The following is a 20249-nucleotide window of genomic DNA, read 5'->3' on the forward strand; positions in this document are numbered from 1 at the left end:
AGGTCGTCACGCAAATGCCGGAAAGTACTACGTGCGTATTTGGTGCGATATACTAAAAGACATGACTACACAAACTTTTGAAGCACTCGCAAAGTCGCGATTTTCTGCACGTGATTTTCTAAATAAACCAGTCGATTCTAAAATCCTTGAAACTATTTTGCAAACAGCTGCACAGTCGCCGAGCTGGTCTAACACTCGTGGCTACATGCTCGCTATTGCTCAAGGAGAACGCAAGCAGCAGCTTATTGATGCTTATACGCAAAAATGCAAAGCAATGTTTCGTACTAAAGACGCAACTCTTAGCGAAGAAGATCGCATGATAGCCCAGAAAATGAGCCAGCCGGATGGAGATTTTTCTGTAATGGCTCCGTATCCACAATCGCTTAAAGAGCGCAGTGCGCGTTTAGGGTTGGCGTTGTATAAACATTTAAATATTGATCGCAAAGATTTTCCTGCTCGAAATGCTCACACTTTGCGCAACTTCCAGGCGTTTGGTGCGCCAGTTATGGGATTTGTGCTTGTTCGTCGCGATTTTCTGCCGTTTGCTGCGCTGGATGCTGGAATTATGCTGCAAACGTTACTGTTGGCTGCCAAAGAGCAAGGCGTAGATTCATGCCCGCTTGGCGTTCTTGCTACATGGCGTTCACCGCTTGACGAAGTATTCGATATTCCGCCGGAGTATGCGCTGATTACTGGTTTTGCGCTAGGGTATGCGTCTGAAGCGCACGTAAATGCTTTCCGCGCGGAGCATCCTCCAATTGAACTTGCGCACGAAAAGTAACTTCGCACAAACCAATCTATCTTGCAAAGCCCAAAGTACTTTGGAAAATATCAGATAGAATTGCCAAATATGCCCTATTTTCGCTAATTCTATCTTGCAAAACCCAAAGTACTTTGCTAAATTGAAGATAGAAGTGGAAAGAAAGTGAATGCGAATGATTTTCAATCGTCAAAGGTACATAAAGAAACTTAACCAGCTTAGTTGGAATGGTCTGGTTAAAATCATTACTGGTGTGCGCCGCGCGGGAAAGTCGTTCATTCTTAACGAGCTGTTCTATAATTCTCTTATTTCTCAAGGTGTTTTGCAGAATAATATTATTCGGTTCGCATTTGATGCAGACGAAGATATTGATCGTCTTGAGCCATTCGCAAATGGCGAACCAGTAAAAATCGCAGATAAAAAACTTGGTTACATTATCAATGCTAAAGTGTTCCGTCGCTACATTGCGTCGCAAATAAATCATAGCGACAAGTTTTACATTTTCCTCGACGAAGTGCAATTGCTTGATAATTTTGTTGGCACACTTAACAGTTACTTAAGGCACGCAAATTTAGACATATATGTTACTGGATCTAACTCCCGTTTTCTTTCATCAGACATTGTTACTGAATTTAAGGGGAGAAGCACAGAAGTTCACGTTCAACCACTTACTTTTGCCGAATACATGGAAAGTTCTAGCAAAACGGTTTCAGAATCTTGGGCAGATTACATTGTTACTGGCGGAATACCGCTTGTAGCTAGAATGCAAAATGTTGAGGAACAAATAAAATACCTTGAAAATCTTGTTAAAGAAACTTATTTGAAAGATGTAGTTCAGCGAAACGGCGTGCGAAAAGAGCAGGCTCTTTCTGAAACGTTGCAAGTAATAGCTTCGTCAATAGGTGCTCCTGTTAATCCAAGGAAACTTTCTAACACGTTTATTAGCCACGGATATGGAGAAATTACTTCAGAAACTGTTAGTCGTTTCATAGACTACTACAGCGATGCTTTTCTTGTAAGCAAAGCTCAAAAGTACAATATTAAGGGCAAAAAATACATTGATTCCTTGTTCAAGATTTACTTTGAAGACATTGGAGTACGCAACGCTTTACTTAATTTTAGGCAAATCGAAGAGTCGCATATTATGGAAAATGTTATATACAACGAGTTAAGGTATCGCGGATATAACGTAGATATTGGCGAAATGAATATTGCTGAAAATACTGGCCGAAAAGATAAAAATAACCATGATATTTATGCGCAAAAATCTTTGGAAATAGATTTTATCGCTACTTTGGGAAGCGAAAAATATTATATACAATCTGCGCTCGCTATGACGACGGAAGAAAAATCATTGCAAGAAAAGCGCTCGCTTTACTATATTGATAATTCTTTCAAAAAGATAGTAGTTACGAAAAATGGGTTGCATGCTACAAGAGATAATCGTGGAGTAATTACCGTGGACCTATTTGATTTTTTGCTTAACGAGGATAGCCTTAAGCGGTGATTTAATAGAGCGATATTAAACCTCTGAGCAAGTCAATCACTCAGTAACGTATAAACTCTATGTAAAATAAATCATTCTATGGTATTACACCAGCCTCAAGAATCATAAATAAAAATCATCATTTAGTGTGATGCAAACTCTTTACGGCGATCATAAGCTATTAACCAAAAGCTGAAATCCTAAATAAAGTGGTAATTATAAAAGCGTTAATTGCAGCATTACCGAGCCCTTTATTTATTTTGGATTAGTTTGAGAGGCTCGTTTCGACGCATCCTATGTGTTTTACGAGTTTGGTGAGTAAGGAGCTTTGTGTTATGCGTAAGTTTACAAAAGTACTCTTGTTAGCTGCTCTGCCAGCGTGTTTGCTTACTGCATGCGCTGGTAGAGCAGTTGATGATAGCCAACAGCAGGTATCGCAGGATTCAGTTCCACTTATTTCAGTCAAAAAACAGCCTTTAACACAAGTTGTGTCGGGTAAAGCAACAATAGAACAATCGTCTACCTTTGTTATCACTGCTGTAAGTAGAGGGAATTTTTCTCCATCGGTAAAGGCAGGAAGTGCTGTAAAAGCTGGAAGTATTTTAGGCTACAATTCTGGTAACAAAATTATTGCTCCCGTAGATGCTAAAGTTGTGTCAGTAGCTGAATCATCTGCGGACGTGCCTAAATCTTTCCCGCTATTCACTCTTAAATATGAAGGTTTTTCAATAAGCCTTAACGCAAAAGCTTTACTTCGTTCTGCGGATATTGCAGATGTTAAAGGTCGCTTCCAAGTTGAAGATGGTGTTGGACCAACCAATTGTTTGCAAATAGTACAAAGCGGTGGAACTTCTACCGATGTTGCAGCCTCGGGTAGTAGCAAGAATGATAATGCTGATTCAACTCAAACAGATGAGTCGAGTGCGCAAAGTACACCTAGTGTATCGTCAAAAGTTTTAACGTGTTTAATAGATAAAAGCACAGAAGTAGAATCAGGTCAAAATGCGACGCTTGTTTTTAATGGCAAGCATAAACAATCGGTTTTAACTCTGCCTGTTAGTGCGGTTGCTGGAAGAGTCCAAAAAGGCTTAGTCTCATACAAGAAAGGCGATAATTGGGAGCGTAAAGAAGTTGGTCTTGGAATCAGTGACGGCGCTAATATTGAAATTACGTCTGGCTTGCATGAGGGTGATGTTGTAGCAGGTGTTTCTCCTGATCTCATTCCAGGAGTGCAATGATTATGGGAAACAATCCTGTTCCACTGGCTGAACTACAAGACGTGTCAGCGCGTGTAAAACTAGGCAATGGAGAATGGCTTACCACTGTTAATTCTGCTTCTATGCTACTTAACCAAGGTGAAACATACGCGGTAGTTGGCAGGTCTGGATCTGGAAAAACAAGTCTTATTTCTATTATTGGATTTTTGAATAAAAATTTTACTGGAAAATACTATTATTCTGGCAAGTCAATCCAAAAGTGTAGTGATACTACAGTATCGCATATGCGCGCTAGAAATATTGGTTTTGTTTTCCAAAACTATTCGCTTATTAAGCATTTAAGCATTAGAGAAAATGTTGAGTTGCCGCTTTTATACGCAGGACTACAACAAAGCAAGCAGACAAGAAGAAAAACGATAGAAGAAGCATTATGTGCTGTTGGATTGCAAGATAAACTAAATGAATACCCTGGAAGGCTATCAGGCGGTGAACAGCAGAGAGTCGCGATAGCGCGCGCTCTCGTTACTAATCCCGAATTACTTATTTGCGATGAGCCAACTGGTGCGCTCGATAGTAGTACGGGAGAAAAAGTGCTTCAAGTGTTGCATGATCGTGTTCAAGAATCTGGAACAACATTACTATTAGTCACTCATGATATGAAGGTGGCTCGTTCTTGCTCTCACATTTTTACTATGGAAGGCGGTGTTCTTTATGATCATGCTGCTTAAAGATTTGCGCTTGTCTCCTATGAGATCCTTCCTTACAGGTTTTTCAATGTTTATCGGCATCATTGCCGTTATTGCGTCAGTGCTTATTGGCACGGTTGGTAAGGACTATCTTATTGCAACTAACGAACAGCTAAACGGTCGTAGACCAACATACGAGATTACTTTTTCAGCACAAAATTTTGACAAATATTCAGTATTTAACAAATTCTTAAATCGCATTGAATCCGCAAATCGTAACGCTAACGTTATGCTACAACCAAACACTGGACTACTGTTTAGCGCTTCTATGCCAGCTTTGAAGAGCGTAAAAATAAGCGAAGAATATAAAACTAGCAATCTTCAATATGTTGACGCTGTTTACACTACGTCAGGATACAATAAAGTTTATAACTTACCTATTGTAAGTGGAAGATGGTTTAGTAATAGCGCTAAAAGCAACGCATTAGAAATGGTAGTAAACCAATCTGCTAGCAAAAGATACAAGATTGGTGAAGTAGCATTTATTACTTCTCGCAAAACAACACAAATGAGTCCTATAAGGATTGTTGGAGTTGTGAACGATGGCGTAGACTCAGCAAAAGTGTACGTGAATATTCTAGGATTATTACGTTACGCTCCAACTCTTTGGGAATATTCTGAAAAAGAAGCTCAAGGCTCAATCTACTGGTTAAATAAAGAAAATCGTTCTCAAAAATCAATTAAATCTTATGTTTCAGATGCTCTTTACGACTGTTGCGGTGGACAAGTAAACGAAATTAGAAGACATGATAATAGTGATGATTACGAGAATGTTATAACAGTATTGCAATTAAGTTTTGCTATCGTAGCAGCATTATTGCTTTTTGTTTCCGCGTTAGGTTTAATCAATATTGGTTTAGCATCGTTGGAGCAGCGCACACATGAACTGCTTATACGCAGAGCTTTGGGTGCTACTAGATGGTCGATTGCTTCACTTGTGTTAGGCAGTGCGATTATTTTAGCGCTGATAGTTTCGATTGCTGCCGTCGCTGTTTCTTTTGGTCTTGTGTCTATAGCATCAAGTTTTTGGGATGCATCAAACCCAGTTAGTCCGCCAGTTTACCCATATGAAGCCGCTATTGGAGCTGTTATTGCGGCTTTTATCACAGCACTTGCTGGAAGTGTGGTGCCGGCAATAAAAGCATCGCGTTTACAGCCAGCATTAGCATTGCGTTAATTTTCAAAAAATAAGAAAGAAGGAATAATGAATAATCATACTATTGGTAAAGCAACTCTTATTATTGGTGTGCTTAGTGCGATTCTTATGTTAAATGCTTGTGGAGGAGTAGGCAACAATAATGCGAGTGGTATAGGTGGTGCGCGCTCGCAAAATAGTTCGCCTAGAGAGACTGTTGATTTTGCGCATATAGAGAAGGAATATCAGGAATCTGTGGCAAAGCTTAGTTGGCCTGAAAAATATAAAGCTCCTGCAAACTTGGTTGGAGAAGAAAAAGACAGTCAGTTCCAGAGTGGATATGGTGATACGCAAGCATCTAATTATTATCAATGTGCTTGGGAAAGACAATGGCTAGACACGTATGCTAGTGATGAGCAAGCGGCGAGTAAAGCTTTGCGTGAGCTTGAAAAAGTGCCTAGTATGCCGTTTATGGGTCCAGACCGTTGTGATGATGCAACGCGAAACTTTTTCAAAGAGCACATGCGCAAAGCAAAACTGGGAGATCCATCAGGATTCCAACAAGATGTGCAAACTAATTGTCCTGTGATGTAATTGCATTTGTATAGCTTTTTATTGTGCTGATTTTGTATGCAACGCCTATTTACTTAATTGATAAATAGGCATATACTTATATGTGTGAAGCGAAAAGAGTTGGAGAAAAGACTCAATCAGCTTGCAAGAAGTACTAATAAACAAATAACTTGGTCTGAAGGCGGTAATCACAGCAAAGTTTGCATTGGCGAATTTGCTACTACTGTTCCGAGGCATAATGAAATCAATGAACTTACTGCTAGAAGCATTATTAGATATTTTGAAAGGAATCTGCAAGCATGATAGGAGTAATGAGTGCTACTGAGCATGATAATGCAACAACTTGTTTGCAAATGGTGACCGCTATAGCTCGCAGATGCGATGGCTGGTGGGCTATAGAAGTGCCAGAAATACCAGGATTATTTACTCAAGTACGTAGACTTAATCAGGTTGCAGCAATGGTAAAAGACGCTGCTGCAACTTTAAATGTTAAAGTCAATGGCGTGAAAGTAACTCCGAAACTTAGTGAGCAAGATGAGCTTATGCTTCAGCGCATGTTAGATGCAAAATCTGCAGCTATAAAAACTCAAGAAGAAGCGTCTATACTTATGCGTGAAACGGTCCGCTTATTAAGGAATCAGGGATTGACGGTTCGTGATGTTGCAGAGCTTACGGGAGTTACTCCGCAGCGAATAAGTTCGCTTAAAGCTTAGTGATTTAAAGCAATATGCTTTAGTCTCTGAGCAAATCAGTTGCTCAGTAGTGTATAAACTCTATGTAGAACAAATAAATAACGGATAAATAAGTAAAGGTCAAGCCGTAGGATGCGTGGCTACAGCTTGGCCTTTGAAAATTGCGATATGTTTTTAAGTTAAAATCGCAGTCTAATGCTTTTACTTATTTTTTGGCAATGCCAAGAGCTTTTGAACTTTCATCCTTGTCAAGACCTATAAATAGGAGCACAATTATACCAATAATCAGCGGAACATAACCGTATCCAGATCCGTGGATTATGCCGAATATTTCCATAAGCCCATTTGCTATTACAGCTAGTGAAGATGCGATAAAATATAGTTGCGCGCACCACGGTTTTTTAATGAGGAACATGGTTGCAAGACCAAATAATCCAGCGATAATTTGAGGCACTCCCCATAGATAATCATTACGCATTACAATCAGCGCAATTCCGCTAGCAAGAAATACGCCATTGGCTATTGTCCAAAATACGGACGGAATTTGTGCTTTTGTATCTTCTAAATTACTCATATTCTTCTCCTTCTAATACAAGAAAATAATTGCGTATATAAAACCTTGACGATTTATAAATTAATGGCGCGCTAAAAGGTAAACAATATCTTGTATATGAAAACCTTTACAAATAATTACTAATTAAAACTACTCAAGATTCATTAATCTTTTAAACTGAATCAGTAAAGCATACTATCTATACAGTTATGTTCATTTCTGAAAGGGATAACTGCATTACATTCCCAATACTTACCAAAGGCTCGAAAATAAAGTGAACCGCCTAAATGCTTTAGGGTATCGCGATGAAGCAGAAGCCCTTTTTGAGATACTGCGCGAATCGCATCTTTACTTTTCTCGCCCAAAAATCGAACATTAAACTGTTTTATAACAATTTGTTTTTCGCGTATCGAAATTCTGATGTAATAAACTAAAGAAGCATATTTTCGCATGTTCAAATATAGCTCTTCGATTAATTCAATAACTTCACAGATGATTTCATCGCTAATGTCTTCAGGAATATCGTTACTAGATATATTGCATATGGATCTTCCTTTTAATCCACATGATTTATTGATTGAGTCGTTCATTTGTAGCGTATTTTCAATGCGCTGAATGAACTCGCTTCGAGCATCATGCTTAGCAGTATTTCCACGCAGAATGTCGATAATATTATGACCTTCTTCAAAAGCCTGATCTGCCAAATCATTTATTTCCTCAATAGCTTCTCGTTGCTTTTTAGAAATAGACTTGTCAAGTAATGCTATTTTACTTTGTAGTGCAATATCTGCAATCTTATTAGTTAATTTATCGTGCATTCGCACAGCCAAATTAAGATTATTAATTGTTTGCTTGTCTTTTTCATAAAGAACCATTTTTTGGTGATAAATGCGCAAAATAATACCAGTGCAAACGCAAAATATATTTATTAAAAGGTAAGCAATAAGATACTTGAAAGACAAAGTTGATAGGTATCGGTATGCAATGTAGTGTAATGCATCTAGTACTAAGAATAAAGGTAGTGTAAATTGAATCGGATATAAATATGAAATAAAAACAAATGATATGATGAGCCCGAAAGTTACTGGTGGAAGATTCAGACTAGGAATAACAAGAATGCTGAGGTGCACAAAAATATAGCACATGCTCATAAAATGCGGGAGCAAGCAAAGGAACAGATTCATAGCAGCAAGAATCATGTAAACTATGACAAGTTGTATTGTGCTATTGTCGCTATTTGAGTAAATATATGCATCCATTGCGCTCGACAAACATCCCAATAGTAAAAATGTTTTATTGTCAATAAGCTTTTCTCGCAAACGCCGCATTAAGAAAATAATCATTGTGTATCATTTCCTAAATATTCATCATGCAGCCATGTGGTAATAAGTTGTGAACGATTCGTCACATTCAACTTTTTGAACACGCGACGAAGGATAGTTTCCACAGTACAAGTTTCAACAAATAAACGTTTAGCGATTTGCGCATTTGTCATGCCTTTACTGCACAACTTTACAATTTCAGTCTCATGGTCCGTTAAAGCAAGGCGTCCCTTTTTTGGCTTATTTTGCAAACGTTGAAATGCTGTCATCGTGTCGTCAAAATGAAGATCACCTATTATTTGCGGCTTGAACGCTCCCTGGATAATACTGCTTAGCATGGCGCAAATAGTTTCTGGGTGGTTTTTCCCAACAATGCCTTGTGCGCCTGCTGCCGATGCTTTTAATGCATAATCGTTGATAGGAAATGAAGTTATAGCAATTATTATTGGGAGTGAATGTCTTCTTCGCAATTCGTATAATATTTTAATTCCCGAGACCCCAGACATATACATGTCAATTAGCAGCACGTCTGGGCATTGATTTTGACAAAACTGAATTGCTTGATCGGCACATGTTGACAACCAGCAAATATTGCAGGACGGAACAACCTGTTCAATATATGTTTTTAGGCCGTGTAGACAAAAACAATCATCGTCGACAATGCCAACAGTAATATGCTTTGCTGCCATACTGCTCCTTTATAAAAGCATTATTTAAGTAATAATAATACTTGAATTTGTATAAGGAATATCTTGTCTAGGAAAACCTTTACAAATGGAATCTTATAAAGGTAGTCGCTGAGAGCTTACGGGAGTTACTCCGCAGCGAATAAGTTCGCTTAAAGCTTAGTAACTTAATGCAATATGGTTGAGACTATGCACAATCAGCAAAAAGTGTAGAAGTTGCAGCTACTGGCGATAGTAAGAGAGGAAGCTGGAGAGTTTGCTCATTGCGTCGCGAAGCGTTTGCAAGCGCGGCAAGTAGACTACGCGGAAGTAGCCTGGAGTCTGCCAATTAAAGCCTTTGCCGTGCACAATCAGCAACTTCTGATCGCGTAGCAAATCAAGAGCAAACTGTTCGTCATCGTGAATGTTGTATCGACTTGGATCGAGCTTTACAAACATGTAGAAAGCGGCATCCGGTCGCTCAACGCTTACTCCATCCATCTCCTGAAGCGCGTTATAGCAATACTCGCGCTGCTCATACACGCGTCCGCCTGGCTCCAAATACTTCTCAACGCTCTGGTATCCGCCCAAAGCAGTCTGAATAATTGACTGCGCAGGAACGTTCGAGCACAAGCGCATATTAGACAGCATGTTAAGTCCCATAATGTAGTCGCGAGCCTTGGATTTATCTCCAGAAAGACTCATCCAACCAATGCGGAAGCCGGCAATCATATGCGATTTAGAAAGTCCGCTGAAAGTTACGCAGAACACGTCTGGAGCAAGAGAAGCAATCGAAATATGCTTCTTGCCGTCCATAACAAGACGGTCGTAAATCTCGTCCGCAAAAATAATCAAATTAAACTCGCGCGCAATCTTAACAATCTCTTCCAAAACTTCGCGACTATACAGCACGCCCGTAGGATTATTTGGGTTAATAATCACGATTGCTTTAGTGCGAGGCGTGATTTTAGAGCGAATATCGGCAATATCTGGGTACCAATGCGACTTTTCGTCACACATGTAGTGCACAGGAGTGCCTCCTGCCAGGCTAGCGCACGCAGTCCACAACGGATAGTCCGGGCTTGGGATAAGAATCTCGTCGCCGCAATCAAGCAGTGCCTGCATAGAAAGGTTAATCAGCTCGGAAACGCCGTTTCCAGTGTAAATATCTTCCATTTGTACGCCTGGAATGCCCTTAAGCTGATCGTATTGCATAATCGCTTTGCGTGCAGAGAAAAGTCCGCGACTATCCGAGTAGCCTTCGCAGTCAATAAGCTGCTGCTGCATGTCGTAAATTACTTCGTCTGGAGCGCGGAAACCAAAAGGAGCAGGATTTCCAATATTGAGCTTTAAAATATGCGTTCCGTTTGCTTCCATGCGGTTTGCTTCTTCAACAACTGGGCCGCGAACGTCATAAAGCACGTTTTCGAGTTTGGTTGATTTGTTGAAGTTTCTATGTTTGAGTGTTTGGGAAAGTTCAGCTTCCGTAAGCTGTGGCTGATTTAATTGTGATTCTTCTTCAGACTGGCAGTTTTGCGCGACTTTTGCGCAAGAATGACCGCCTTTGATTCCGTCGCCGCTGATTCCAAGAATTTCAGCAAGCATGTTACGCACGTCTTTGCGAGGCTCAGTTTTGCCGCTTAAATACTGGCTTAACTGGCTTTTGCCAAGTTTATGGCCGTTTTTTGCTGCAAGCTCGATTACGTCAATCTGCTTATAGCCTTGTGTTTTCATAGCTTTCTTAAGCTCGTCAGCAAAATTCTGTGCCATAATCTGTCTTTCTCGTAAAATCAGCGTTTATAAATTGAACAAGTTTATAGCAAAGTTCAAAATATAAGTATTAAATTGAACTATTTATATTTTTAGTGATGATTTTACGCGCAAATTTGCATTTTGCAAAGTAAAAATTGAATTTATTTTGAATTTTTGCAAATGGTACAAATTATTTTGAATTTATATTGAACTTTTGCGAATATGTTTGGTGGCTTAAGTTTAGGAATATTGCGTGATTTACGTCATTGCGCGTAGCTCGCAGAAGCTGTGTTAAGCGGTTTGCTACCATAAAAGCTATGTATTTCTTTACTCCGAGGCGCTGCGAATCTACCCAAAAAATCATGTACAAGAATAAAGGGCAGGCTCTTATGGCGGCGGAGCAGAGTTTAAGAGAGCGTGGTGCGCAATTGTGGGTTTACGCTTGTGAATATTGCGGATGCTGGCATTTGACGCATAAAAATCCGGTGGATCGAATGTATTCAGATATGCGCTCGCCATCCGCAAGCACGAAGCCGAGGTCTAGAAAACGCGGGTACAAACCAAGACGGCGCTAAACTAATGCTGCGCTAAGTTAAAGCGGCGCTAAGTTAAGGCGTAACTAATTACGCAACATTAAAACCTTGTCTTGCAACCTGCTCAACATCTTCTGTCTCATGCTTTTTTGCGCTACTATCTGTTGCCAACGCAACAATTTGCGCACTAAAAGCATCAACCGGTCGGCTAGCATTTCGCAAATCGTAGTATTGATGCACGCGAGCGTCAAAATCAGCAAGATTTTCTAATAATTCAGCGTCGTCAGCAGGGTAAGTATTTTCAAAAATCTGCATGTTAGCGCTCATTCGTGGCTTTAATTCCGGATTTTGCGCAGGCTTACCAATTGCCAAACCAAGCACAGGGTATGTGTATTCAGGCAAATTCAAAATATCAATAAGCTGAGTTCTACTGTTCAAAATTGAACCAAGAATTACGCAACCAAGTCCTAAAGATTCCGCGGCAGTTTCCATGGCATGAAGCGCCAAAATAACGTCATTTTGAGCTTGAGTAAAGCGGTAACGGGTTTTAAGCATAAACTCATCGCTACTGGTATCTACATCTATGCCATTTTTTTGCGCAATTGCAGCATTTCTGTGTTGATCAATAATAAAAACGTACAGTAGCGGAGCAGTAGCAATATAGGTTTGATTGCCAATTTCGGAAAGCTTTTGCTTAATTGAAGCGTCAGTAATCTTGATCGCTGACCAATCATTCAAAAACTGGCTGCAAGCAGCGCGCTGAGCCACGGTTTCAAGAGTGGCAACTGTATCTTCGTCAATTGCTTCGCTGCTAAAAGCGCGAATTGAGCGGCGGTTCAGTAAAGTATCAATAGTTTCGTTATGACGTAAATTTTGCACGTTTCTTTTGTCCCTTACTATTTCCTTATTATCTTCTTATTATTTCGCTTACTTTTATTATTTCGATTATTTCGCTTATTTCTGCATTTTTAGTTAATTCGTTCAAAATCAGAATTTATTTTTTCGAAACTGCCGTTTTCTTTGCCTTCGTGCAATATAAGACAAGGTTCCGCGGCTTGCTAAGCGACCAACAATCGTAGTAAGAATCGCAGAAAATACTGCAAATCCAAGAGACATTATCAGCGGCTCTTCTTGCTTAACACTCTGCTTTTGCGCAATTTTTTCTTTAGAAAGATTGTTAGAACGATTATTGGAGCTTAAATTTATTGTTCTAGTATCAACATGTTTTTCCCATATTAAGTGCGCAATTTGCCCTGCAATAAACGTTGCAAAAGAAGGAAGTGCAGATTTTAGTAAAGAATCTCCTAAAGTATTTGGGTTTTTTAATCGGCGCTCGCGAAGTGCATCAATCTTACGATTTGCTGCATTAAGTCGTTGCACTGTAGCTTGAGCCGCACGATGGCTTCGTTGAGTTTTAGTATTAGCCGATGATAATTGCGTCATATTTTCTATGTTAGTGGTAACGAAATACCAATTTTGGCGGTAACATAGAACAGTAATCTTGATTTGCAGCAGTGTAGATGCATTTTGAGAAATATACGTGAAACAAACTCGTGCCGCTTGGCGTCCGGCGCGACGGAAGGGTTACGTGGCGCTGTAGAGGAATGTGAAAGCTATGCAGAATAACGCTACTCAAGAATTATCCGAAAAAGAATGCTTGAAGCAGGGTTGCTTGGTGTTACTTCGTCACGGCCAAACTGCTTGGAGTGTGTCCGGTCAGCATACTGGGCGTACGGATTTGCCTCTTACTGAAGTCGGTGTTGAGCAGGCAAAAGAGGCTGGTGCTAGATTGCAGAGTGCGTTCACAAAAGGTTTTGATGAGGATTGTGTGCTTGTAAGTCCGCTTCGTCGCGCGCAGCAAACAGCTCAGTTTGCTGGATTTGCTTCGTACGAAATTTGCGATAGTGCGCTGGAGTGGGATTATGGTGCTGCTGAAGGTCGCACTAGAGGCGATATTGCGGCATTAAGTGGCGTTGAGGCGTGGGATGTGTGGAAGCATGGTCCTAAAGTTCTCCCTTCTCACATGGTTAGTGACGCTAAAGAAGTGCTTCCTAGTGGAGAAGCAGTGGATGTGCACAGGACTTCTGGAGAAAGCTTGCAAGAGGTTTCGGATCGTACTCAAAAGATTATTGATATGGCAATGCCTAAATTGAAATTAGGTAAGGATGTACTTGTGGTTGCGCATGCGCACGTATTGCGTATTCTTACTGCGCGCTGGCTTGGAGTAAGCCCAGATTTTGCGCGATTGTTGCGTCTCGATACTGCGCATTATTCAGTGTTGGGCGAGTACAAAGGTGACAATGTAATCGTGCATTGGAATTGCTGAAATACGGATTAGAATTTCGGATATTTTATTGTGATTCGCACAATTTTTATTGCAGATACGTTTATATATTTGAGTCTTGCGTTTGCTGTAATATTGGTTCACTACTGTGGTTTAAACAGTATTCAATAGTGGTAATTAGTTAGTTTGGAAAAGATTAGCAGTATGTGGAAAGGTTCGATGATGAGTCGTTCAGTTAAGTCGATTATTGCGCTAGTAGTTTGCGCTGTTTTGGCGGCTTGCGCGTTTACTGCTTTTGGTTTTTCTAAGTCTTTTGGTGCAAATACCGATAGGTCTGCTGGTGGGAAGGTTATTTTCTTCAACTTCAAGCCTGAGGCTACTGCCGAATGGGAAAAGGTTATTGAAGAGTACAAAAGAGAGACTGGTGTTACGGTAAGCATAACTACGCCAACTGGTGGTCAGTACGAAGCTAGACTTAAAACTGAAGTAGAGAAATATAAAAATAATCCAGATGCAATGCCTACGTTATTCCAGATTAACGGTCCTGTTGGCTACGCTAACTGGAAGGATTACACTGCTGATCTAACTAATTCCATTCTTTATAGGAATCTTAGTGACAAATACAAGGATTACGCTGTTAAGGATGGCAATAAGGTTGTTGGCGTGCCATATGTTACTGAAAATTATGGCTTGATTTACAACAAAGCTTTGCTTGCTAGATATGCGGATCTTCATAATTCAAAGTTGAAGCCGGAAGAAGACGGCAAATCTTTTGAAGATCAAATAACCTCTTTTGATAAGTTGAAGGAAGTTGCAGACGATTTGCAAAAACGCAAGGATGAGCTTGGGATTGACGGTGCTTTTGCATCCGCAGGATTTGATTTAAGTTCAGACTGGCGTTTTAAGACACACCTTGCAAATATGCCTTTGTATTATCAATTCAAGGATGATGGTGTTAAAGGTCAGCCACAATCAATAAATGGCAAGTATGTTGATAATTTCAGGAAGATTTTTGACCTTTATATTTCTGATTCCACAACTCCTGTAAGTCAGTTAAGCACTAAAACTGGCGAGGACGCTGTTTATGAATTTGCTCTTGGTAAAGCTGTGTTCTATCAGAATGGTACTTGGGCTTGGGGTGATCTGTCAAAAGCTGGCATAAAACCTGACGACGTTGGCATGCTGCCGATTTACATTGGTGTTCCTGATGAGAAAAATCATGGTTTGGCTGCTGGTTCTGAGAACTATTGGTGCATCAATGAGAAGGCTTCTCCCGCTAACAAGAAGGCTACTGAGGACTTCCTGAAGTGGCTGCTTACTTCAGACTATGGTAAGAGGGCTTTAGCTGAGAAGATGGGATTTGTTACGCCGTTCGAAGGCTTTTCTAAAATTAAAGTAGATAATCCACTTAATCAAGCTGCTGTTGAATATGCAAATAAAGAAGGCAAGAAGCCTGTTAAGTGGGTGTTTGTTACCATGCCATCTAACGGTTGGAAAGACGATGTTGGCTCTGATCTGCTTACATACGCTCAGGCAACAAAAGATGGTATGACTTCTATTGGTGCTGAAAAAGCATGGGCTACTCTTAAATCCGCATTCGTGGACGGCTGGGCTAAAGAATATAAGATTGCTCACAGTAAGAGTTAGCTGCTAATTAAATAATTTGTTTTAAACTATAATCCTTAAGGGGTTGCGCAATCGTTTGCTAAATTGTTGCGTAATCCCTTTAATTATTGCCAAAAATACGTGCTAATTTTATCGGAGATATTGGCGTGTGATATTTTTTATGACGACACGCGTTAATTTACTTATGCTATCGTTTGCAATATTGCAACAGTTGAGGCATAATAAGTATTGTCGATAAGGACACCTAGAGGTGTGGCAGTCCAATGAAGGGATTGTCGGCATAGGAGAAAGGTTCGATGATGAATCGTACAATTAAATCAACAATTGCACTGGTAGCTTGCTCAGCAATGGCTTTTGGCGCGCTTGCTGCTTGCGGATCCTCCTCAAGCGACAGCTCTGCTAAAGGTAAGGTTTATTTCTTGAACTTTAAGCCAGAAGCTGCAGATCAGTGGAAAGAAGTAGCTAAGGCATACACCAAGAAAACTGGTGTTGAGGTTAAGGTTCAAACTGCTGCTTCCGGAACTTATGAGCAGTCTTTGAAGAGCGAAATTAGCAAGGGTGACGAAGCTCCTACACTCTTCCAGATTAACGGCCCAGTTGGTTACGCAAGCTGGAAGGATTATACTGCTGATTTGAAGGATACTGAGCTTTATAGCCAGCTTCAGAACAAGGATATTGCTTTGAAGGATGGAGATAAGGTTGTTGGTATTCCATATGCAATGGAAACATACGGCTTGATTTATAACAAGGCTTTGCTCAAGAAGTACACCGGTCTTAAGGATGCTAAGGTAAAGTCTGCTGAAGAAATCAACTCCTTCGATAAGTTGAAGGCTGTTGCAGATGATATTCAAAAGCATAAGTCAGATCTTGGTGTCGATGGTGCATTCACTTCTGCAGGTTTCGATTCCAGCTCTGATTGGCGTTTCAAGACCCACCTTGCAAATCTTCCTTTGTACTATGAGTTCAAGGAAGATCATGTTACCAAGCAGCCTGCAAAGGTAAAGGGTACGTTCCTTGACGGTTACAAGAAGATTTTCGATCTTTACATTAATGATTCCACTACACCAGCAACGAAGATTGGTTCTAAGACTGGTGAAGATGCAAATGCTGAGTTCTCGCAGGGCAAGGCTGTGTTCTATCAGAATGGTACTTGGGCTTGGGGTGACCTCTCCAAGGCTGGTATGAAGGCTGAAGACCTTGGCATGCTCCCAATTTACATTGGCGCTAAGGGCGAAGAGAAGCAAGGTTTGGCAACTGGTTCTGAGAACTATTGGTGCATCAACGAGAAGGCATCTGACGCTAACAAGAAGGCAACTAAGGACTTCTTGAAGTGGTTGCTTACTTCCGATACTGGTAAGGATGCTTTGTCCAAGAAGATGGGCTTCACCACTCCATTCAAGAGCTTCGCAGATATCAAGTCCGACAACCCATTGACTCAAGCAGCTGTTGAAGATGCTAAGTCCGGTAAGACTCCAGTAAGCTGGAACTTCACCGTAATGCCATCTGATAACTGGAAGAACGACCTCGGCTCCGCTTTGCTTGAGTACGCTCAGGGCACCGGCAAGTGGGATAAGGTTAAGAGCGCATTCGTTGACGGCTGGGCTAAGGAATATTCTCAGGCTCACGAAGATGACGACTGATCCATTAATAAATAAATAGACGTTACACCTGCTGACGTAAGCAAGCAAAGGTGACGTAAGCAAATCCGCTAGGATACTGGCACATGATAGTGCTAAGTCCTAGCGGATTTTGTTATTTTGGTATCTTTGTTATTTTGGTATCTTTGTTATTTTGGTATCTTTGTTATCTTGATACCTTATAGAAAATTATAAAAGGCTTAGTCGTTTAATAATGCGGCTGTACTTGAGCGCACGATAAGTTGCGCTGGAACAATGCGATGTGGATCTTCAACTTTCTCTGCACTTATAAGAGAAAGCGTTATGTCTGCTGCAGTAGAAGCAATATCGACTGGGTCCTGCCTAATAGTAGTTAAGCCAGTTTCGTGCGCGTAAAAACTATCGTCAAAACCAATAATTGACACATCTTTTGGAGTAGAATACCCACTGCGAGCAAGCTGAAACATAAGTGGTATTGCAATCCCGTCTTCTTGGCATGCAATTGCTGTTGGCATAATTGAACTTCCAAGAAGCATAGAAACTATAGCGCTTATGCGGTCAGAATTGGCAGGTGCAACAATTTCTGTAGGTGTTATTCCGCTATTTTTACATTCGTCAATAAAAGAATGGTAACGTTGCAATACGCTGAAATGCAGTGAAACGTCACGAGTTGTGCGCACATATGCAATATTGCGATGCCCTAAACCGATTAAGTGGCGTGCCATAAGTCTTGCACCTTGGTCGTCGTCAATATTGATAGTCGCGTCAAAATCGCATTTTTGAGGATATAAGCAGTTTATGCCAACAATTGGCACTCCTGTTGATTTAAGTTGTGCAATTTCGTCTGTATTTACGTCAAAGGAGCACACGATAACAGCGTCAGCATTACGTCTAGTTGGGAGCATTGTGAAAAATTCGCTACGCTCTTTGCTGCTGGAAATCTGGAAAATGGACAAATCGTACCCAGCTGTGTGGAATACTTGATTCAATCCTTGAATTATAGATGCAGAAAACCATAGGCGAATTTGATCGCTAATAAGTAAAGCGATGCGCAAGGTTTTGCCTGATTTCAGTGCTGCTGCAGATTTCGAAATAGAAAAATTCATTTTTTCGGCAATTGCCAATACTTTATTGCGAGTAGATGCAGATACTAAGTTTGGTCGTGTAAATGAACGTGACACAGTAGAAACTGACACATGAGCTTTATTTGCTACATCTTGAATATTTGCCGACATGTGAACTCCTTTATTCGCGTATAGCAAACGTGTAGCACAGCTTTGTGTTTAGTTGCTTAGTACGAACTTTTATAGTTCGAAACAAACAAACGTTTGCAAACACTTCTATTTTAACAAATTTTACTGGAATGCCAACGATAATAAGCAATTTTTTTAAAACTAAATTTTGATATTTGTTTGAAGCGACATGTCAAAATGACAACGTTTGACATAGATAATTCATGTAGTAGAATGAAATTATTGGTTCGGGACAGCGATGTCTACGTGGATGTCGCCACTCAAGGAGGAGAAAGTGACGAGTCATGATTAGTATGAGCGGAAAAGCAATACGTAAGTGGTGGTGGTTATTTGCACTGCCAACGTTTGCTGCGTTTATTGTTGGCTTCTTGGTGCCATTTGTTATGGGTGTGTATTTGAGCTTTAGAAAATTCACTACTGTAACTGATGGCAAGTTTGTGGGTTTTCGTAACTACTATAGAGCTTTAAAAGATCCGCATCTTGTTTATTCATTTTTGTTCACAACGCTTTTTGCAGTTATTACAACAATAATTATTAATGTTATTGCTTTTGCAATTGCGTACATGCTTACTAAGAAGTTCAAGGGCACGACGATATTCAGAGCCGTGTTCTTCATGCCAAATCTTATTGGCGGCATTGTTTTAAGCTATATTTGGCAGCTTTTGTTAAATGGTATACTCGGGTACTTCAATCGTTCGATTACGTTCTCTGAAGTATTCGGTTTCTGGGGTCTTGTGATTGTTGTTTGCTGGCAGCAAATTGGCTATATGATGATTATTTATATCGCAGGAATGCAAGCTCTTCCTGGAGATGTTATGGAAGCTGCTGCTGTCGATGGTGCAAACCCAAGGCAGACTTTATTCAAGATTACTATTCCATTGATGATGCCTTCTATTACTGTTTGCACATTCTTAACAGTTACCAACGGCTTCAAGCTTTTCGATCAGAACTTCGCATTAACTAACGGTGGTCCTTCAAGGAAGACAGAGATGTTAGCTCTTAACATTTATAGAACTTTCACTACTCCAAGATGTGAAGGCGTTGGTCAGGCTCAGGCAGTCATGTTCTTCATTGTTGTGGCTGTTATTGCTATGGTTCAGAATATGCTCACTAGGTCGAAGGAGGTAGCGGCATGAACGAGAAAACAAAGCATCCTGCGTTATGGACTGTGCTGTTCACTCTTATAAGCTTGTTATGGATTTTCCCTATAGTTTTAGTGGTACTGAATTCTTTCAAGTCTAAGGTTGATATTGCAAGCAATCCTTTTACTTTTAGTTCAAAATCGTTTGTTGGAATGTCTAACTACGTATTAGGTTCAAATCGTACTGATTTTCCAATGAGTTTCCTCTGGACTATTGTTGTAACTGTTGGTTCTGTGATTCTCATTCTTCTGTGCACATCAATGTGTGCATGGTGGATTGTTAGAGTTAACAATTGGTTTGCGAAACTGCTTTACGTGTTGTTCCTGTTCAACATGATTGTGCCATTCCAGATGGTTATGTACACCCTTGCTTACATTACGAACACTTTAAAGTTGAATACTCCATGGGGATTGTGGATTATTTACTTAGGCTTTGGCGCAGGACTTGCAGTGTTTATTTTCACTGGTGTGATTAAGGGTATCCCACAAGAACTCGAAGAGTCTGCAATGATTGATGGTGCTTCTGTGCCACGCATATTCTTCCAGATTATTGTGCCGATTATGCGACCTGCTATTATTTCGGTTTCAATCTTGCAAGCAATGTGGATTTGGAATGACTTCCTGCTTCCATTCTTGACGCTCGATCTCAACAAGTATAAGACCATTTCTATAGCTGTTCAGTATTTGAAGGGCGGCTATGGATCTGTTGAGATGGGCGCAATGATGGGTTGCTTGGTTATGGCAATTGTTCCAATCATAATCTTCTATCTCATTTGCCAGAAGTACATTATTAAAGGTGTTATGTCTGGTGCAGTAAAGGGATAAATTAATTCTCCTCCAAAATTCAAGTGGCAGTAAAAGCGGCGGTGTGCGCATACTATTACGTTTGTGCACA

The 20249-nt window shown here is 40.3% G+C and carries 20 protein-coding genes; 13 read left to right on the forward strand and 7 right to left on the reverse strand.

All coding sequences use genetic code 11. From position 1 onward, the window contains the following. The first annotated feature begins 61 nt into the window (after window positions 1-61). From HXT34_RS00360 to HXT34_RS00390, 7 genes are all read left to right on the forward strand, one after another. Entirely contained in the window at window positions 62-781 is a 720-nt protein-coding gene (locus HXT34_RS00360) for a nitroreductase family protein (RefSeq protein ID WP_415689915.1), read from the forward strand. A gap of 148 nt (window positions 782-929) precedes the next feature. Then, window positions 930-2267, forward strand: coding sequence for an ATP-binding protein (locus tag HXT34_RS00365; RefSeq protein ID WP_421784897.1), 1338 nt, complete (start codon window positions 930-932; stop codon window positions 2265-2267). Between the two features lie 314 nt (window positions 2268-2581). After that, window positions 2582-3484 carry an efflux RND transporter periplasmic adaptor subunit gene (locus tag HXT34_RS00370; protein ID WP_421784899.1) on the forward strand — a complete coding sequence of 301 codons (903 nt, stop codon included), beginning with the start codon at window positions 2582-2584 and terminating at the stop codon, window positions 3482-3484. Continuing rightward, the gene (locus tag HXT34_RS00375) at window positions 3481-4191 is read left to right on the forward strand and encodes an ABC transporter ATP-binding protein (protein WP_421784901.1); all 711 of its coding nucleotides are present in this window, start codon (window positions 3481-3483) and stop codon (window positions 4189-4191) included. The genes HXT34_RS00370 and HXT34_RS00375 overlap by 4 nt, the downstream gene beginning before the upstream one ends. Further along, window positions 4175-5386, forward strand: coding sequence for an ABC transporter permease (locus HXT34_RS00380; protein WP_415689919.1), 1212 nt, complete (start codon window positions 4175-4177; stop codon window positions 5384-5386). Before HXT34_RS00375 ends, HXT34_RS00380 begins: the two co-directional genes overlap by 17 nt. Before the next feature lie 27 nt (window positions 5387-5413). Beyond that, window positions 5414-5938, forward strand: coding sequence for a hypothetical protein (locus HXT34_RS00385; protein ID WP_421784904.1), 525 nt, complete (start codon window positions 5414-5416; stop codon window positions 5936-5938). A gap of 278 nt (window positions 5939-6216) precedes the next feature. Next, complete coding sequence (locus HXT34_RS00390) at window positions 6217-6630, forward strand: XRE family transcriptional regulator (protein ID WP_421784906.1); 414 nt, start codon at window positions 6217-6219, stop codon at window positions 6628-6630. 184 nt (window positions 6631-6814) lie between these two features. On the opposite strand, the gene HXT34_RS00395 is transcribed toward HXT34_RS00390, so the two are convergent. From HXT34_RS00395 to HXT34_RS00410, 4 genes are all read right to left on the reverse strand, one after another. Beyond that, window positions 6815-7183: a hypothetical protein gene (locus HXT34_RS00395; RefSeq protein ID WP_415687738.1), complete on the reverse strand. Its 369-nt coding sequence runs from the start codon at window positions 7181-7183 to the stop codon at window positions 6815-6817. A gap of 161 nt (window positions 7184-7344) precedes the next feature. Beyond that, on the reverse strand, window positions 7345-8505 hold the full coding sequence (locus HXT34_RS00400; protein ID WP_415689922.1) for a histidine kinase: 1161 nt from the start codon (window positions 8503-8505) through the stop codon (window positions 7345-7347). Continuing rightward, a complete protein-coding gene (locus HXT34_RS00405) occupies window positions 8502-9173 on the reverse strand; it encodes a response regulator transcription factor (RefSeq protein WP_415689923.1) in 672 nt (223 codons plus the stop codon). The genes HXT34_RS00400 and HXT34_RS00405 overlap by 4 nt, the downstream gene beginning before the upstream one ends. 219 nt (window positions 9174-9392) lie before the next feature. After that, the gene (locus HXT34_RS00410) at window positions 9393-10919 is read right to left on the reverse strand and encodes an aminotransferase class I/II-fold pyridoxal phosphate-dependent enzyme (protein ID WP_421784909.1); all 1527 of its coding nucleotides are present in this window, start codon (window positions 10917-10919) and stop codon (window positions 9393-9395) included. Between the two features lie 299 nt (window positions 10920-11218). Here HXT34_RS00410 and HXT34_RS00415 point away from each other — a divergent pair, with 299 nt between their 5' ends. Next, the gene (locus tag HXT34_RS00415) at window positions 11219-11476 is read left to right on the forward strand and encodes a hypothetical protein (protein WP_116971496.1); all 258 of its coding nucleotides are present in this window, start codon (window positions 11219-11221) and stop codon (window positions 11474-11476) included. Between the two features lie 48 nt (window positions 11477-11524). On the opposite strand, the gene HXT34_RS00420 is transcribed toward HXT34_RS00415, so the two are convergent. Then, the gene (locus tag HXT34_RS00420) at window positions 11525-12313 is read right to left on the reverse strand and encodes a nitroreductase family protein (protein ID WP_421784911.1); all 789 of its coding nucleotides are present in this window, start codon (window positions 12311-12313) and stop codon (window positions 11525-11527) included. A 108-nt stretch (window positions 12314-12421) separates the two neighbouring features. Further along, complete coding sequence (locus tag HXT34_RS00425) at window positions 12422-12877, reverse strand: DUF4235 domain-containing protein (protein WP_421784913.1); 456 nt, start codon at window positions 12875-12877, stop codon at window positions 12422-12424. A 172-nt stretch (window positions 12878-13049) separates the two neighbouring features. Between HXT34_RS00425 and HXT34_RS00430 the strand changes: the two genes are divergently transcribed. From HXT34_RS00430 to HXT34_RS00440, 3 genes are all read left to right on the forward strand, one after another. Further along, window positions 13050-13760, forward strand: coding sequence for a histidine phosphatase family protein (locus HXT34_RS00430; protein WP_421784915.1), 711 nt, complete (start codon window positions 13050-13052; stop codon window positions 13758-13760). Between the two features lie 177 nt (window positions 13761-13937). Then, entirely contained in the window at window positions 13938-15365 is a 1428-nt protein-coding gene (locus HXT34_RS00435; protein WP_415683075.1) for an ABC transporter substrate-binding protein, read from the forward strand. A gap of 275 nt (window positions 15366-15640) precedes the next feature. Next, on the forward strand, window positions 15641-16984 hold the full coding sequence (locus HXT34_RS00440; protein WP_415683074.1) for an ABC transporter substrate-binding protein: 1344 nt from the start codon (window positions 15641-15643) through the stop codon (window positions 16982-16984). Between the two features lie 197 nt (window positions 16985-17181). On the opposite strand, the gene HXT34_RS00445 is transcribed toward HXT34_RS00440, so the two are convergent. Beyond that, window positions 17182-18195 carry a LacI family DNA-binding transcriptional regulator gene (locus HXT34_RS00445; RefSeq protein ID WP_415683073.1) on the reverse strand — a complete coding sequence of 338 codons (1014 nt, stop codon included), beginning with the start codon at window positions 18193-18195 and terminating at the stop codon, window positions 17182-17184. 302 nt (window positions 18196-18497) lie between these two features. Between HXT34_RS00445 and HXT34_RS00450 the strand changes: the two genes are divergently transcribed. Together HXT34_RS00450 and HXT34_RS00455 are read left to right on the forward strand one after the other, a co-directional pair. Next, complete coding sequence (locus HXT34_RS00450) at window positions 18498-19349, forward strand: carbohydrate ABC transporter permease (RefSeq protein ID WP_415683072.1); 852 nt, start codon at window positions 18498-18500, stop codon at window positions 19347-19349. Then, on the forward strand, window positions 19346-20179 hold the full coding sequence (locus HXT34_RS00455; protein ID WP_391496066.1) for a carbohydrate ABC transporter permease: 834 nt from the start codon (window positions 19346-19348) through the stop codon (window positions 20177-20179). The genes HXT34_RS00450 and HXT34_RS00455 overlap by 4 nt, the downstream gene beginning before the upstream one ends. Window positions 20180-20249 lie beyond the last annotated feature (70 nt).

The organism is Gardnerella sp. DNF00983, from assembly GCF_049244265.1.
In the GTDB taxonomy this organism is placed as follows: domain Bacteria; phylum Actinomycetota; class Actinomycetes; order Actinomycetales; family Bifidobacteriaceae; genus Bifidobacterium; species Bifidobacterium vaginale_J.

What these genes read in the sequence shown, in the direction of transcription:
- HXT34_RS00455 (WP_391496066.1), top strand. Translation starts at nt 19,346, where the DNA reads ATGAACGAGAAAACAAAGCATCCTGCGTTATGGACTGTGCTGTTCACT.
- HXT34_RS00450 (WP_415683072.1), top strand. Translation starts at nt 18,498, where the DNA reads ATGATTAGTATGAGCGGAAAAGCAATACGTAAGTGGTGGTGGTTATTT.
- HXT34_RS00390 (WP_421784906.1), top strand. Translation starts at nt 6,217, where the DNA reads ATGATAGGAGTAATGAGTGCTACTGAGCATGATAATGCAACAACTTGT.
- HXT34_RS00370 (WP_421784899.1), top strand. Translation starts at nt 2,582, where the DNA reads ATGCGTAAGTTTACAAAAGTACTCTTGTTAGCTGCTCTGCCAGCGTGT.
- HXT34_RS00445 (WP_415683073.1), bottom strand. Translation starts at nt 18,195, where the DNA reads ATGTCGGCAAATATTCAAGATGTAGCAAATAAAGCTCATGTGTCAGTT.
- HXT34_RS00400 (WP_415689922.1), bottom strand. Translation starts at nt 8,505, where the DNA reads ATGATTATTTTCTTAATGCGGCGTTTGCGAGAAAAGCTTATTGACAAT.
- HXT34_RS00380 (WP_415689919.1), top strand. Translation starts at nt 4,175, where the DNA reads ATGATCATGCTGCTTAAAGATTTGCGCTTGTCTCCTATGAGATCCTTC.
- HXT34_RS00415 (WP_116971496.1), top strand. Translation starts at nt 11,219, where the DNA reads ATGTATTTCTTTACTCCGAGGCGCTGCGAATCTACCCAAAAAATCATG.
- HXT34_RS00385 (WP_421784904.1), top strand. Translation starts at nt 5,414, where the DNA reads ATGAATAATCATACTATTGGTAAAGCAACTCTTATTATTGGTGTGCTT.
- HXT34_RS00360 (WP_415689915.1), top strand. Translation starts at nt 62, where the DNA reads ATGACTACACAAACTTTTGAAGCACTCGCAAAGTCGCGATTTTCTGCA.
- HXT34_RS00365 (WP_421784897.1), top strand. Translation starts at nt 930, where the DNA reads ATGCGAATGATTTTCAATCGTCAAAGGTACATAAAGAAACTTAACCAG.
- HXT34_RS00375 (WP_421784901.1), top strand. Translation starts at nt 3,481, where the DNA reads ATGATTATGGGAAACAATCCTGTTCCACTGGCTGAACTACAAGACGTG.
- HXT34_RS00440 (WP_415683074.1), top strand. Translation starts at nt 15,641, where the DNA reads ATGATGAATCGTACAATTAAATCAACAATTGCACTGGTAGCTTGCTCA.
- HXT34_RS00405 (WP_415689923.1), bottom strand. Translation starts at nt 9,173, where the DNA reads ATGGCAGCAAAGCATATTACTGTTGGCATTGTCGACGATGATTGTTTT.
- HXT34_RS00410 (WP_421784909.1), bottom strand. Translation starts at nt 10,919, where the DNA reads ATGGCACAGAATTTTGCTGACGAGCTTAAGAAAGCTATGAAAACACAA.
- HXT34_RS00435 (WP_415683075.1), top strand. Translation starts at nt 13,938, where the DNA reads ATGATGAGTCGTTCAGTTAAGTCGATTATTGCGCTAGTAGTTTGCGCT.
- HXT34_RS00425 (WP_421784913.1), bottom strand. Translation starts at nt 12,877, where the DNA reads ATGACGCAATTATCATCGGCTAATACTAAAACTCAACGAAGCCATCGT.
- HXT34_RS00430 (WP_421784915.1), top strand. Translation starts at nt 13,050, where the DNA reads ATGCAGAATAACGCTACTCAAGAATTATCCGAAAAAGAATGCTTGAAG.
- HXT34_RS00395 (WP_415687738.1), bottom strand. Translation starts at nt 7,183, where the DNA reads ATGAGTAATTTAGAAGATACAAAAGCACAAATTCCGTCCGTATTTTGG.